The organism is Nocardioides dokdonensis FR1436 (genome assembly GCF_001653335.1).
Classification (GTDB): Bacteria; Actinomycetota; Actinomycetes; order Propionibacteriales; family Nocardioidaceae; genus Nocardioides; species Nocardioides dokdonensis.
This window is the reverse complement of the sequence record NZ_CP015079.1, coordinates 823349-836765: the sequence shown is the minus strand read 5'-3', so window position 1 is coordinate 836765 and position 13417 is coordinate 823349. Positions and strand designations below refer to the sequence as shown.

At 72.9% G+C, this 13417-nt stretch carries 12 protein-coding genes; 11 read left to right on the top strand and 1 reads right to left on the bottom strand.

The annotated features are described in order from the left end of the window. Positions 1-164: 164 nt before the first annotated feature. Genes I601_RS04035 through hemB form a run of 5 tightly spaced genes read left to right on the top strand, consistent with a single transcriptional unit; the run spans position 165 to position 5844 of the window. Entirely contained in the window at positions 165-875 is a 711-nt protein-coding gene (locus tag I601_RS04035) for a redox-sensing transcriptional repressor Rex (RefSeq protein WP_418303083.1), read from the top strand. After that, positions 872-2170: a glutamyl-tRNA reductase gene (locus I601_RS04030; RefSeq protein ID WP_068106751.1), complete on the top strand. Its 1299-nt coding sequence runs from the start codon at positions 872-874 to the stop codon at positions 2168-2170. The genes I601_RS04035 and I601_RS04030 overlap by 4 nt, the downstream gene beginning before the upstream one ends. Continuing rightward, positions 2167-3156 (top strand): hydroxymethylbilane synthase, encoded by a 990-nt coding sequence (hemC, locus tag I601_RS04025; RefSeq protein WP_068106749.1) that lies wholly within the window; start codon positions 2167-2169, stop codon positions 3154-3156. Before I601_RS04030 ends, hemC begins: the two co-directional genes overlap by 4 nt. Then, entirely contained in the window at positions 3153-4805 is a 1653-nt protein-coding gene (locus tag I601_RS04020; protein WP_068106746.1) for a bifunctional uroporphyrinogen-III C-methyltransferase/uroporphyrinogen-III synthase, read from the top strand. The genes hemC and I601_RS04020 overlap by 4 nt, the downstream gene beginning before the upstream one ends. A 19-nt stretch (positions 4806-4824) precedes the next feature. Then, entirely contained in the window at positions 4825-5844 is a 1020-nt protein-coding gene (hemB, locus tag I601_RS04015) for a porphobilinogen synthase (RefSeq protein WP_169834656.1), read from the top strand. Positions 5845-5931: 87 nt separating this feature from the next. On the opposite strand, the gene I601_RS04010 is transcribed toward hemB, so the two are convergent. Then, positions 5932-7146, bottom strand: coding sequence for a lytic transglycosylase domain-containing protein (locus I601_RS04010; protein WP_068106743.1), 1215 nt, complete (start codon positions 7144-7146; stop codon positions 5932-5934). 262 nt (positions 7147-7408) lie between these two features. Here I601_RS04010 and hemL point away from each other — a divergent pair, with 262 nt between their 5' ends. The 6 genes from hemL to ccsB are packed head-to-tail and all read left to right on the top strand — an operon-like array spanning position 7409 to position 13356. Then, complete coding sequence (gene hemL / locus I601_RS04005; protein WP_068106740.1) at positions 7409-8737, top strand: glutamate-1-semialdehyde 2,1-aminomutase; 1329 nt, start codon at positions 7409-7411, stop codon at positions 8735-8737. A gap of 3 nt (positions 8738-8740) precedes the next feature. Then, positions 8741-9421 carry a histidine phosphatase family protein gene (locus I601_RS04000; RefSeq protein WP_068106735.1) on the top strand — a complete coding sequence of 227 codons (681 nt, stop codon included), beginning with the start codon at positions 8741-8743 and terminating at the stop codon, positions 9419-9421. Then, positions 9418-9999, top strand: a complete 582-nt coding sequence (locus I601_RS03995) for a TlpA disulfide reductase family protein (protein WP_068106732.1) — start codon at positions 9418-9420, stop codon at positions 9997-9999. Before I601_RS04000 ends, I601_RS03995 begins: the two co-directional genes overlap by 4 nt. After that, the gene (locus tag I601_RS03990; protein WP_068106731.1) at positions 9996-10751 is read left to right on the top strand and encodes a cytochrome c biogenesis CcdA family protein; all 756 of its coding nucleotides are present in this window, start codon (positions 9996-9998) and stop codon (positions 10749-10751) included. Before I601_RS03995 ends, I601_RS03990 begins: the two co-directional genes overlap by 4 nt. Further along, positions 10748-12346, top strand: a complete 1599-nt coding sequence (resB, locus tag I601_RS03985) for a cytochrome c biogenesis protein ResB (protein WP_068106728.1) — start codon at positions 10748-10750, stop codon at positions 12344-12346. Before I601_RS03990 ends, resB begins: the two co-directional genes overlap by 4 nt. Further along, positions 12343-13356: a c-type cytochrome biogenesis protein CcsB gene (gene ccsB, locus I601_RS03980; RefSeq protein WP_068106725.1), complete on the top strand. Its 1014-nt coding sequence runs from the start codon at positions 12343-12345 to the stop codon at positions 13354-13356. The genes resB and ccsB overlap by 4 nt, the downstream gene beginning before the upstream one ends. Positions 13357-13417 lie beyond the last annotated feature (61 nt).

The following is a 13417-nucleotide window of genomic DNA, read 5'->3' as shown; positions in this document are numbered from 1 at the left end:
GAACCCAGTGGGCGTGGCCGGTCTCACATGTGGTAGCCAGCCCTCGGGACGGGCGCCTGCTCGGTTTGTTCTCGCGTTCACAAACTCCTACAGTGACGGTGTCGTCCGGACGATCAGGGGCCCCCTCGGCCCCCGTCCCGCGGCTGGGCATGGAGAGCATTGAAGTGACCGAACGGACCTCCTCCGAGGCGTCGCGGGACATCCCCGAGGCGACAGTCGCGCGGCTGCCGGTCTACCTGCGAGCCCTCACGGGGCTGTCGGACGCGGGGACCGCCACCTGCTCCAGCGAGGACCTCGCGACCGCGGCCGGCGTCAACAGCGCCAAGCTGCGCAAGGACCTCTCCTACCTCGGCAGCTACGGCACCCGCGGCGTGGGCTACGACGTCGAGTACCTCAGCTACCAGATCGCGCGCGAGATCGGCGTCACCCAGGACTGGCCCGTGGTCATCGTCGGCATCGGCAACCTGGGGCATGCGCTGGCCAACTTCTCGGGCTTCCGCAGCCGCGGGTTCCGGGTGGTCGCGCTGCTCGACGCCGACCCGCGTCGGCACGAGGAGGTCGTCGCCGGCGTCGACGTGCGCCCCTTCTCGGACCTGGAGGAGATCGTCCACGAGCACGGCGTGGCCATCGGAGTGATCTCCACCCCGGCCCCCGCCGCCCAGGACGTCGCCGACCACATGGTCGCTGCCGGCATCCGCAGCATCCTCAACTTCGCGCCGACGGTGCTCACCGTCCCCGCCGGGGTCGACGTCCGCAAGGTCGACCTGTCCATCGAGCTGCAGATCCTGGCCTACCACGAGCAGCGCAAGGGCCACGCGGCCAGCGCCGCGGCCGCGGTCGAGCGCGGTCCCGCCCTGGAAGGAAGGCCCGTATGAGCGTCCTCGTGGTGGGTCTCTCCCACAACTCAGCGCCCGTGTCCCTGCTCGAGCGGGTGGCCAGCACCGACGACGACGGTGTGCACAAGCTCGTCACCGACGCGGCCGCGGCCAGCCACGTCAGCGAGGCCACCGTCATCTCGACCTGCAACCGGCTCGAGGTCTACGCCGACGTCGACCGCTTCCACGGCTCGGTCGAGGAGCTGTCGACGCTGCTGGTCGAGCGGGCCGGCGAGACCACCGAGGCGATGCTGCCGCACCTCTACGTCCACTACGACGACGGCGCGGTCTCGCACCTCTTCCAGGTCGCGGCCGGGCTCGACTCGATGGCGGTGGGAGAGGGACAGATCCTCGGCCAGACCCGCGAGGCCCTGCGACTCGGCCAGGAGATGGGCACCGTCGGACCGGCGCTCAACAGCCTCTTCCAGCAGGCGCTGCGCGTGGGCAAGCGCTCGCGCGCCGAGACCGACATCGACCGGGCCGCCCCGTCCCTGATCGCCTCCGCGCTGCGCCACGCCAGCGTCAGCCTCGGCGACGTCGCCGGCCGCCGGGTCGCGGTGCTGGGCGCCGGCTCGATGGCCGGACTGGCCACGGCGACCATGGCGCGCCACGGAGCGGGCGACATCGTCGTGCTCAACCGGACCGCCGCGCGCGCCGAGCGGCTCGCGGGGGAGTACGGCGCTCGCACGGCGCCGCTGCACCAGCTGCCCGCCGAGCTCGCCGCGGCCGACCTCCTGGTGACCTGCACCGGCGCCACCGGCGTGCAGGTCAGCGCCGCGCTGCTCGCGGAGGCGCGCCGCGACGGTCGGCCCCTCACCGTCATCGACCTCGCACTCCCGCACGACGTCGACCCCGAGGCCGCCACCCTCGACGGGATCACCCTGATCAACCTGGCCAGCCTCGCCAGCGAGGTCGACGACACCGTGGCCGGCACCGAGGTGCGTGCGGTGCGCGACATCGTCACCGAGGAGGTCGCGGCGTTCCTGGCCGCGCGCCGCCAGGCCAGCGTGACCCCGACCGTGGTGGCGCTGCGCACCATGGCCACCGGTGTCGTCGACGCCGAGATGTCGCGCCTCGAGAGCCGGCTGCCCGACCTCGACCCCGCCGCGCGCGCCGAGGTGCTGCACGCCGTGCGCCGCGTGGCCGACAAGCTGCTCCACGAACCGACCGTCCGGGTGCGCGAGCTGGCCAACGAGACCGGAGCGGTGTCCTACGCCGCTGCGCTGGCCGAGCTCTTCGCGCTCGACCCCGAGGCGGTCTCCGCCGTGACCCGTCCGGAGGGGCTCTCGACATGACCACTTCCCCACGACCCCACACGGCGCCCGTGCGCGTGGGCACCCGCCGCTCGTTGCTGGCCACCACCCAGGCCGGCCACGTGGCGCAGATGATCCGCGAGCAGCTGGGTCGCGAGACGGTGATGGTCGAGGTCACCACCGACGGCGACCGCAGCCAGGCCGAGGGCACCCCGCTGGCCGGTGGCTCCTCGACCGGTGTCTTCGTCAGCGCCCTGCGCGACGCGCTGCTGCGCGGTGAGGTCGACGTCGCCGTGCACTCCCTCAAGGACGTGCCCACCTATGGCGCCGAGGGCATCGCGCTGGCGGCCGTGCCGCTGCGCGAGGACCCCCGCGACGTCCTCGTCGCCCGGGACGGACTGACCCTGGGCGAGCTGCCCGTGGGCGCCGTCGTGGGCACCGGGTCCCCGCGCCGCGCAGCGCAGCTGCACGCGCTCGGACTCGGTTTGGAGGTCGTCGGCATCCGTGGGAACGTCGGGACGCGGATCGACAAGATCCGCGACGGCGAGTGCGACGCCGTCGTGCTGGCCCGGGCCGGACTGGCCCGCATCGACCGTCTGGCGGAGGTCACCGAGGTGCTCGACCCCCTCCAGATGCTGCCCGCCCCCGGGCAGGGTGCGCTGGCGATCGAGTGCCGCTCGGACGACGAGCTGGTCGCGGCGCTCGCGGCGCTGGAGCACCCGCCCACGCGGGCCGCGGTCGAGACGGAACGAGCGGTGCTCGCCACCCTCGAGGGCGGATGCTCGGCGCCGATCGGCGCCCTGGCGGAGGTCGTCGAGGGCGAGGACGGGGACGAGCTGTGGGTGAGAGCAGTCGCGCTCTCCCACGACGGGGCGCTCGCGGTGCGGATGTCCGCCACCGGGACGCCCTCCGACGCCGTGGGCGTCGGGACCCGGTTGGGAGCAGAGATGCTCACCGACGGGGCAGGACAGCTGGGCCAGCCAGGTCCAGCGGCCACCACTGGAGCAGACAAGGTGCGAGAAGCATGACGCGAGCCAAGACCACCACGACCGACTCCTCCGAGCAGGCCCGCGGCTGGGTGTCGTTCGTCGGCAGCGGCCCCGGCGACCCCGACCTGATGACCTTGCGCGCAGTGGAGCTGCTGCGCCAGGCAGAGGTGGTCGTCACCGAGTCGCCCGAGCACCTGGAGCTGGTCTCCACGCTGCTGGGCGTCCCTGCCGAGAGCCTCGCGACCGACGGCCCCGAGGTCGTCGACGGCGGCTTCGGTGAGGACGGCCAACCGCTGACCCACGCCGCCCGCGCCAAGGTGGTGGTCAAGCACGCCAAGAAGGGCCGCCGCGTGGTGCGCCTGCTGACCGGCGACCCGTTCCTCTACGCCTCGGGCCCCGAGGAGGCGCAGGCCTGCGCCAAGGCCGGCCTCGGTTTCGAGGTCGTCCCCGGGGTCTCCTCGGTCGCGGCCGTCCCGGCGTACGCCGGCATCCCGCTGACCACCAAGGACCACCGCGAGATGACCGTGGTGACCTGTGACGGCTCGGTGGACTGGAGCAAGTACGGCGACGACCGCACCCTGGTGCTGCTCTCGGGCGTCGGCCAGATCGCCGACATCGCCGAGGCGCTCGTCGCCGCCGGCCGCTCGCCGCGCACCCCGGTCGCGATGACCCGGGTGGGCACCACCACCGAGCAGTCCACCGTCACCTCGACGCTGGCCGACATCGCCGCCGACGCCCGCGCCGCGCGGATGGCCCCGCCGGCGGTCGTCGTGGTCGGCAAGGTCGTCGACCTGCGCGAGGCGCTCTCGTGGTTCGAGACCAAGCCGCTCTTCGGCTGGCGGGTCCTGGTGCCGCGCACCAAGGACCAGGCCGGCCCGCTCACGAACCGCCTGCGGGGCTACGGCGCGGTGCCCGAGGAGGTCCCGACGATCTCCGTGGAGCCGCCGCGCAACCCCCAGCAGATGGACAAGGCCGTGCACGGTCTGGTCGAGGGCCGCTACGAGTGGATCGCCTTCACCTCCGTCAACGCAGTCAAGGCGGTGCGCGAGAAGTTCGAGGAGTATGGCCTCGACGCCCGCGCCTTCTCCGGCCTCAAGATCGCCGCCGTCGGTGACAAGACCGCCGGGGCCATCGCCGACTGGGGCCTGCGCGCCGACCTCGTGCCCTCGGGCGAGCAGTCCGCGGCCGGGCTGCTGGCCGACTGGCCCGAGTACGACGACGTGCTCGACCCGATCAACCGGGTCTTCCTGCCCCGGGCCGACATCGCGACGGAGAACCTCGTGGCCGGCCTGATCGACCTGGGCTGGGAGTGCGACGACGTCACCGCCTACCGGACGGTGCGCGCCACCCCGCCGCCGGCGCCGACCCGCGACGCGATCAAGTCGGGCAAGTTCGACGCGGTCGTGTTCACCTCGTCCTCGACGGTGCGCAACCTCGTCGGCATCGCCGGCAAGCCGCACCCCTCCACGATCATCGCGGTCATCGGACCCGCCACGGCCAAGACGGCCGAGGAGCACGGGCTGCGCGTGGACGTGCTCTCGCCCAAGCCCGACGTCGAGGTGCTCGTCGACGCGCTGGCCGACTTCGGGGCCGCCCGCCGGCTCTCGATGCTCGAGGAGGGCCAGCCGGTCACCAAGCCCTCGGAGCGCAAGCCCGCGGCCCGGCGCCGCGCGACCTCGCAGTCCTGAGCAGGACGGGGGAGCGCACGTGAACACCGAGGACCTCGCCGCTGCCGGCACGACCGGACCCGTCACGGGCCCGGTCGTGCGGCCGCGCCGGCTGCGCACGACGCCCGCGATGCGCCGGATGGTGGCGGAGACCCAGGTGGCCCCGCGCCAGCTGGTGCTGCCGCTCTTCGTGCGGGAGGGGCTCACCGAGCCGCGCCCGATCGCCTCGATGCCCGGGGTCGTGCAGCACACCCGCTCCAGCCTGCTCGCCGCGGTCTCCGAGGCCGCCGAGCTCGGCCTGGGCGGGGTGATGCTCTTCGGCATCCCCGAGACCCGCGACGCCACCGGGTCGGCGGGCATCGACCCCGCCGGCATCCTCAACCTGGCCATCACCGACGTCGTCGGCGAGGTCGGGGACGCGCTGAGCGTGATGAGCGACCTCTGCCTGGACGAGTTCACCGACCACGGGCACTGCGGCCTGCTCACCCCCGACGGGCGCGTCGACAACGACCGCACCCTGGCGGCGTACGCCGAGATGGCGCGCGCCCAGGCGCACGCCGGCGTCGACATGGTCGGCCCGAGCGGGATGATGGACGGCCAGGTCGCGGTGGTGCGAGCGGCGCTCGACGCCTCCGAGCACACCGACGTCTCGATCCTGGCCTACTCCGCGAAGTACGCCTCGGCGTTCTACGGGCCCTTCCGCGAGGCCGTCGACTCCTGCCTGGAGGGCGACCGGCGCACCTACCAGCAGGACCCCGCCAACGCCGTGGAGGGCGTGCGCGAGGCGCTGCTCGACGTCGCCGAGGGGGCCGACATCGTGATGGTCAAGCCCGCCCTCGCCTACCTCGACGTCGTACGCCGCGTGCGTGACGCCGTGGACGTCCCGGTCGCGGCCTACAACATCTCCGGGGAGTACGCGATGGTCGAGGCGGCCGCCGCGAACGGCTGGATCGACCGGGAGCCGGCGATCCTGGAGACCCTGGGCTCGATCCACCGTGCCGGGGCCGACGTGATCCTGACGTACTGGGCCGCCGAGGCCGCCCGCCTGCTGCGCGCCTGAGCGCGCCGGCCGGCGGGAGCCCGACCGGCCCGACGACAGGAAGCCCCGACCGGAGTCCGGTCGGGGCTTCCTCGTCTCGAGCGGGGGCTACTTGCCCATGTAGCCCTTGACGCACTTGTCGAAGGGGTCGTTGCTGTTGAGGATGTTGTCGACGTAGCCGTCGAGCGTGCACTGCAGCACCGCCTGGGCGAAGCTGAGCGTCTCGTCGACGACCGACACGCTGGTCGAGGGCAGGCTCGGCAGGGTCGGGGTCGGGGCACCGGGGACGCCCAGGCCGCCGGCGGAGCCGCCGCCGCCGCCGCCGGGAGCCGGGTTGGCCGGCGACTCGGGCTCCGGCTGCGGCTCGCTCGGGGCGGGCTGGCTCGGGGCGGGGGTCGCCTGCTGGTTCGGCTGCTGCTGGTTCGGTTGCTGCGGCGAGCCCGCCGGGCCGTTCTGCTTCGGCGGCTGGTAGCTGGGGTCCGGGGCGATGGTGCCGGCGGCCAGCGTGTTGGTGGGCACGGAGGTGTAGTCGCCGGACATGTAGGCGTCCATGATCGAGAGCACCAGGTCGACGTACTCGCTGGAGTTGTTGTAGCGGTAGACCGCCTTCTCCTGGCCGGCCGTGGTGGCGAGGTCGTCGTCGCCGGAGCAGAGGTAGACGGCGGTGCCGAGCGCGGCGTCGTCGATGTCCTGCGGGTTGCGCTGGCCGTCGCCGTCCGCGTCCACGCCGACGACCGACCAGGTCGAGGGGATGAACTGCATGGGGCCGATGGCGCGGTCGAAGACCGTGTCGTTGTCGAACTGGCCGGCGTCGGTGTCGCGGATCAGCGCGGTGCCGCGCTTGCCGTTGAGCGCGATGCCGTAGATGCCGGGGCTGGCCACGCCGTCGTCGTCGAGCACGTTGCCGCCGTAGCGGCCGTGGTCGGACTCCACCCGGCCGATGGCGCCGATGAGCTGCCAGGTGATGTTGCAGGACTTGTCGGCCTCGTTGATGACCGTCTCGGCGCGCTGGTAGGCGGCCAGCGCTGCGGAGGGGATGTCGGAGTTGGAGGCCGTGGCCACCACGCGCTGGGCGTTCTTCCCGCGCAGGCCCGCCGCCACGACGTCGCCGCTGGAGACGCTGGCCGGGGCCTCGATGGCCTCGGTGGGCACGCTCGAGCCGTCCGGCAGGGCGGGCACCTGGGTCGGGGTCCCGATGTCCTCGGAGGCGTTCAGCGTCGCCGGGGAGGCCCCGACGAGGCTGGCGGTCACTGCGGCCGACAACAGGCCGAGCGGCACGAGGGCCGTCACCTTCTGCAGGCGTCCCAAACGCTGTGCGGACATACGAGTCTCTCCCCTGTGGATCATCTGGTCGGACCGTGCTCCCTCAAGCACCTGTGACCGACATAACGATCCTCCCATACCGACGTTACGTCCGGGCTCGATCGCGACAGCTCATCACCACCGGCCCTGTGGCCCAGGTCACCACGATGCCCCCAGGTCAGGGCGGGTAAACGTCGGGACGGGGTCGTGGTCTGGGCCACCCGCCACCCGGGTCCTCCGGTGCCGGCGTGAAGTCGTTTTCCCCCTCGGTGACAATGGAGGAGTGAGCCCCCGTGACGCCCTGCTGCAGACCGACGCTTCGGCGGCCCTCTTCGACCGGGCCCGAGCCGTGACCCCGGGCGGGGTGAACTCACCGGTCCGCGCCTTCAACGCCGTGGGCGGCACCCCGCGCTTCATCCGCTCCGCCCAGGGCGCCTGGCTGCGCGACGTCGACGGCAACGAGTACGTCGACCTCATCTGCTCGTGGGGCCCGATGCTGCTGGGCCACGCGCACCCCGAGGTCCTCGAGGCCGTGCAGGCGGCGGTCGCGCGGGGGACGTCGTACGGCACCCCGACCGAGCCGGAGGTCGAGCTGGCCGAGGAGATCGTCTCCCGCACGTCGGTCGAGAAGGTGCGCTTCGTGTCCTCGGGCACCGAGGCGACGATGTCGGCGATCCGCCTGGCGCGCGGATTCACCGGTCGTGACGTCGTGGTGAAGTTCGCCGGCTGCTACCACGGCCACGTCGACGCGCTGCTGGCCTCGGCCGGCTCGGGCCTGGCCACCTTCGCCGTGCCCGGGACCCCCGGCGTCCCGGCCTCCTCGACCGAGCTGACCCTGGTGCTGCCCTACAACGACCGGGCCGCGGTCGAGGCGGTGTTCGCCGAGCACGGCGACCGCATCGCCTGCCTGGTCACCGAGGCCGCTCCCGGCAACATGGGCGTCGTGCCGCCCGAGCCGGGCTTCAACGAGTTCCTCGCCGCCACCTGCACCCGCCACGGCGCCCTGTTCGTCAGCGACGAGGTGATGACCGGCTTCCGGGCCTCGCGGCAGGGCCAGTGGGGCCTCGACGGCGCCCTCGAGGGCTGGCGTCCCGACCTGGTCACCTTCGGCAAGGTGATGGGCGGCGGCTTCCCCGCCGCCGCGTTCGGGGGCCGCGCGGACGTGATGGGCCACCTCTCGCCGGAGGGGCCGGTCTACCAGGCCGGCACCCTGTCGGGGAACCCGATCGCGACGACCGCCGGTCTCACCACGCTGCGCCTGGCGACCCCGGAGGTCTACGACCACCTGACCCGCGCCGGCGAGACGATCAAGGCCGCTGCCGCCGAGGCCCTGACCGCTGCGGGCGTCGCCCACACGATCCAGTCGACCGGCACCATGTTCTCGGTGTTCTTCGCCGAGGGCGCGGTCCGTGACTTCGACGACGCCTCGCGCACCGACACCGCCGCCTACGGCGCCTTCTTCCACGCCATGCTCGAGCGCGGCGTCTACCTGCCGCCCTCGGCCTACGAGGCGTGGTTCCTCTCCGCCGCGCACGACGAGCGCGCCGTCCAGACCGTGCTCGACGCCCTGCCCGAGGCCGCCCGCGCGGCCGCAGCGACTGGAAGGTCCTGAGCGATGCCCGGCACCCCCGACACGATCGTCCACCTGCTGCGCCACGGCGAGGTGCACAACCCCGAGGGCGTCCTCTACGGCCGCCGCGACGGCTTCCACCTCTCCGACCTCGGGCGCCGGATGGCCCAACGGGTCGCCGACCAGGTCGCGCACCGAGACGTCGTGCACCTGCGCTCGTCGCCGCTGGAGCGGGCCCAGGAGACCGCGCGCCCCCTGGCCGAGGCGCTCGGGCTCGACATCGTCAGCGACGAGCGGGTCATCGAGTCCACCAACGTCTTCGAGGGCGAGCAGTTCGGCCCGGGCCGCAACGCGCTGAAGAAGCCGTCGACGTGGCGGCACCTGTGGAACCCGTTCAAGCCGTCGTGGGGCGAGCCCTACGCGGAGGTCGAGCAGCGGATGATGGCCGCGGTCCACGACGCCCGCCGCGAGGCGCAGGGCCACGAGGCCGTGGTGGTCTCCCACCAGCTGCCGATCTGGACGACCCGCCTGGCCGCCGAGGGCCGCTCCTTCCTGCACGACCCACGCAAGCGCCAGTGCACGTTGTGCTCGCTGACCTCCTTCCACTTCGTGGGCGAGCGCCTGGCCCAGGTCTCGTACTCCGAGCCGGCCGGCGACCTGATCCCGACCGGGGACCGCTCCGCGCCGTTCTCGGCCGGGGGCGCCCCGGAGGAGAAGCGGCCTTGACCCTGCTCCCCCCGCGCGTCGCCGCCCTCGCCGCCGCGACCGCGCTGACGCTGCTGGGCGCCGGCTGCTCCTCCCTGACCGGGACCAACAACGCCGGCTACGTGCCGGGCGACGGCCAGGTGGCGGAGTACGAGCCCGGTGAGCGCGAGGGCCCCATCGAGCTCTCGGGCGAGACCGTCGACGGCGGCACCTACGACCTGGCCGAGCAGCGCGGCAAGGTCGTCGTGGTCAACGTCTGGTGGAGCGGTTGCGGGCCGTGCATCAAGGAGATGCCGATGCTCACCGAGGCCGCCGCGGAGCTCGGCGACGAGGTCGAGTTCGTCGGCATCAACATCCGCGACAACAGCGCCGCCGACGCGCAGGTCTTCGAGGACCGCCTCGGCGTCGACTACCCCTCGATCTACGCGCCCGACGGCCAGGCGCTGCTGGCCTTCCCCGGCCGGACCTCGCCCAAGGCGACGCCCTCCACGCTGGTGCTGGACCCCGAGGGTCGCGTCGCCTCGGTCATCAGCGGCGAGATCCCCAGCAGGACCACGCTGCTCACCCTGGTGGAGTCGGCCCAGGAGCCGGTGCAGTGACCGACTGGCTGCAGGCGACGGCCGCCTCGGGCTCCCTGGCACTGGCGGCACCGGTGGCGGTGCTGGCCGGGCTGGTGTCGTTCTTCAGCCCCTGCGTGCTGCCGCTGCTGCCCGGCTACTTCTCCTACGCCACCGGCCTCTCCGGCGCCGACATCGCCGAGGGGCGTGGCAGCCGCCGCCGGATGGTCGCGGGGTCGATGCTCTTCGTGGCCGGCTTCGGCGCCGTGTTCGTCACCCTCGGGGCGCTGGCCGGCTCGGTCAGCACCTGGCTGCGGGTCAACCAGTCGACACTGAGCTTCTGGCTCGGTCTCTTCACCATCGTGCTGGGCCTGGCCTTCATCGGTCTGGTCCCGTGGCTGCAGCGTGACCTGCGGGTGCACAAGGTGCCCGCGGTCGGGCTCGGCGCGGCCCCGGTGCTCGGCTTCCTCTTCGGCCTGGGGTGGACGCCGTGCATCGGTCCGACCCTCGGCGTGATCCTCGGGCTCGGCTACAGCGAGGGCACCGCCGGGCGCTCCGCGCTGCTGCTCGCCTTCTACACCCTCGGCCTCGGCGTCCCGTTCGTGCTGGCAGGTCTTCTGTGGCGCCACGCGCTGGGCACGTTCGCCTGGGTGCGTCGCCACCAGGTGTGGGTGACCCGCGCCGGCGGCCTGATGATGGTCCTGGTCGGGGTCCTGCTGGTGACCGGCTGGTGGGACTACGCCGTGACGTGGCTGCAGGGCAACCTGGTCTCCGAGTTCGAGGTGGCGATATGAGCACTCCCGCCGGCACCGGCACCCCCGCCGGCCCCGTGTCCCGGCGCGCCGGCGAGCTGACCCCGCGCGAGCTGCTGCGCTGGGGCTGGCGCCAGCTGACCTCGATGCGCACCGCGCTCATCCTGCTGCTCCTGCTCGCGCTGGCCGCGGTGCCGGGCTCGGTGATCCCGCAGCAGGGCGTCGACGCGCTGGCCGCCTCCCGCTGGCGCGAGGACCACCCCCGGCTCACGCCGGTCTACGACTGGCTCGACCTCTTCGACGTCTACAGCTCGGTGTGGTTCGCCGCGATCTACGTCCTGCTGATGGTCAGCCTGGTGGGCTGCATCATCCCGCGCACCATCGTCTACGCCCGCAACATCCGCGCGGTCCCGCCCGCCGCGCCGCGCAACCTGACTCGCCTGCCCGACCACGCGTCGTACGAGAGCGACGAGGGGATCGAGGAGGTCCTCGAGCAGGCCCGTGCCGAGCTGCGCCGTCGGCGCTACCGGCTGCGTCCCGCCGAGACGACCGGACCCGGAGCCGGCGCGATCGCCGCCGAGCGCGGCTACCTGCGCGAGGTCGGCAACCTCGTCTTCCACCTCTCGATCATCGTGGTGCTGGTCGGCTTCGCGACGGGCAGCCTGCTCGGCTACAAGGGCGGCGTCATCGTCCTGGTCGGCAACGGCTTCGCCAACAACCTCACCCAGTACGACGACTTCGTGCCCGGCACGGCGTTCTCCGCCTCGGAGATGGAGCCCTTCTCGTTCACCGTCGAGGACTTCGAGGTCGAGTGGCTGACCGAGGGTCGCGCCCAGGGCCAGGCCCGCAACTTCGTCGCGTCGCTGCGCTACCGCGAGGAGCCGGGAGCCGAGGAGCAGACCTACGACCTGCGGGTGAACCACCCGCTGGAGATCGGCGACAGCGAGGTGTTCCTCGTCGGGCACGGCTACGCCCCGGTCATCACCGTGCGCGACGCGCGCGGCGAGGTGGTGGCCAGCGGGCCGCGGGTCTTCCTGCCGCAGGACCAGACCTTCCTGTCCTTCGGGGTGATCAAGGCACCCGCCGCCGAGCCGGACGGGCTGGGGCTGGAGGGACTCTTCTACCCCACCTTCGTCAACATCGGGGGCGACCCGGTCAACGTCATGGGCGACACCCTCAACCCCGCGATCTCGATGCTGGTCTACGCCGGCGACCTCGGGCTCGACGGCGGGGAGTCGCAGTCGGTCTACATCCTCGAGAAGGACGACGCCGAGCAGGTCACCAAGCCCGACGGCAGCCCGGTGCGCGTCGACCTCCAGGTCGGGGCGACCGAGAAGCTGCCGGACGGGCTCGGCAGCGTCACGTTCGAGGGTGTCCAGCCCTGGGTGCGGGTGCAGGTCAGCCAGAGCCCCGGCAAGGTCGTGGCTCTCGTCGGCGTGGTGGCGGCCCTGATCGGGCTGCTGGGCTCGCTGTTCATCCGGCCCCGCCGGGTCTGGGTGCGCGCGCGCCGGGAGGATGGCCGCACGGTCGTCGACCTGGCCGCGCTCGACCGCTCGGGCGGCGGGGACGTCGCCCTGGTGCTCGCCGATATCGTGGAGGCGCTGCGACCCGCAGCGCAGAAGGAGCTGTCCCGATGACCGATTCGTCCTGGGAGGCGCTGAGCCAGCAGGCCATCGCCGCCGCCGGTGTCGTCTACTTCCTGGCCATGCTGGCCCACCTCGTGGAGTGGAGCCTGCTGCGCAACGTGCCCGCCACCGCCCAGGCGGCCCGGGTCTCCGCCGGCAGCACCGGGGCCCGCCCCGGCTCCGTCGCCGTGGCGGAGCCCGACCGGGGGCGCGAGGAGGGGCACGAGCGGGTCCTGATGGCCGGTCGCCTCGGGCTGCTGCTGACCTGGCTGGCGGCCGCGGTGCACCTGCTCGGCCTCGTCTCGCGCGGTCTGGCCGCCGACCCCAACCGGGTGCCCTGGGGCAACATGTACGAGTTCACCCTCTCGGGCACGTTCGTGGTCGCGGCGCTCTACCTCGCCACCCGTCGTCGCTTCGGCCTGGCCTGGATGGCCCCGATCGTCGTGACGACCGTGCTGGTGCTGCTGATGGTCGCCGTCATCTGGCTCTACGCGCCCGTCTCGCCGCTGACCGAGGCACTGAACTCCCCGTGGCTGGTGATCCACGTCGTCTCGGCCGTCATCGCCACCGGCGCCTTCACCCTGGGCGGGATCACCTCGGCGCTCTACCTGTTCAAGGAGCGCCAGGAGACCCGGCACCCCGAGCGCACCACGGGCTACCTGGCCCGGGTGCCCGCGACGCCCGTCCTCGACCGGGTGTCCTACCGGATGCACGCCTTCGGCTTCCCGGTGTGGACCTTCGCGGTGCTCATCACCGGGCCGATCTGGGCGCACGAGGCCTGGGCGTCGTACTGGAACTGGGACCCCAAGGAGGTCTGGGCGTTCATCACCTGGGTCGTGTACGCCGCCTACCTGCACGCCCGCTCCACGGCCGGCTTCAAGGGCCGCAACGCCGCCATGATCGCGCTGGTCGGCGTGGCCACGCTGTGGTTCAACTTCATCGGCATCAACTTCTTCTCCTCCACCTCGCAGCACTCCTACGCCGACGCGTCGTCGGCGGTGGTCTCGCCGCTCGAGCGCTGACCGGCTCGAACGCGGCGCGCGGATCGCTTGCGCCTGCCTGCCCCGTCGAGGCAGGCTCTCG

Excerpts from the sequence above, each read along its gene's own strand:
- I601_RS04030 (WP_068106751.1), top strand. The coding sequence starts at position 872 with ATGAGCGTCCTCGTGGTGGGTCTCTCCCACAACTCAGCGCCCGTGTCC.
- hemC (WP_068106749.1), top strand. The coding sequence starts at position 2,167 with ATGACCACTTCCCCACGACCCCACACGGCGCCCGTGCGCGTGGGCACC.
- I601_RS04020 (WP_068106746.1), top strand. The coding sequence starts at position 3,153 with ATGACGCGAGCCAAGACCACCACGACCGACTCCTCCGAGCAGGCCCGC.
- I601_RS04010 (WP_068106743.1), bottom strand. The coding sequence starts at position 7,146 with ATGTCCGCACAGCGTTTGGGACGCCTGCAGAAGGTGACGGCCCTCGTG.
- I601_RS04000 (WP_068106735.1), top strand. The coding sequence starts at position 8,741 with ATGCCCGGCACCCCCGACACGATCGTCCACCTGCTGCGCCACGGCGAG.
- resB (WP_068106728.1), top strand. The coding sequence starts at position 10,748 with ATGAGCACTCCCGCCGGCACCGGCACCCCCGCCGGCCCCGTGTCCCGG.
- ccsB (WP_068106725.1), top strand. The coding sequence starts at position 12,343 with ATGACCGATTCGTCCTGGGAGGCGCTGAGCCAGCAGGCCATCGCCGCC.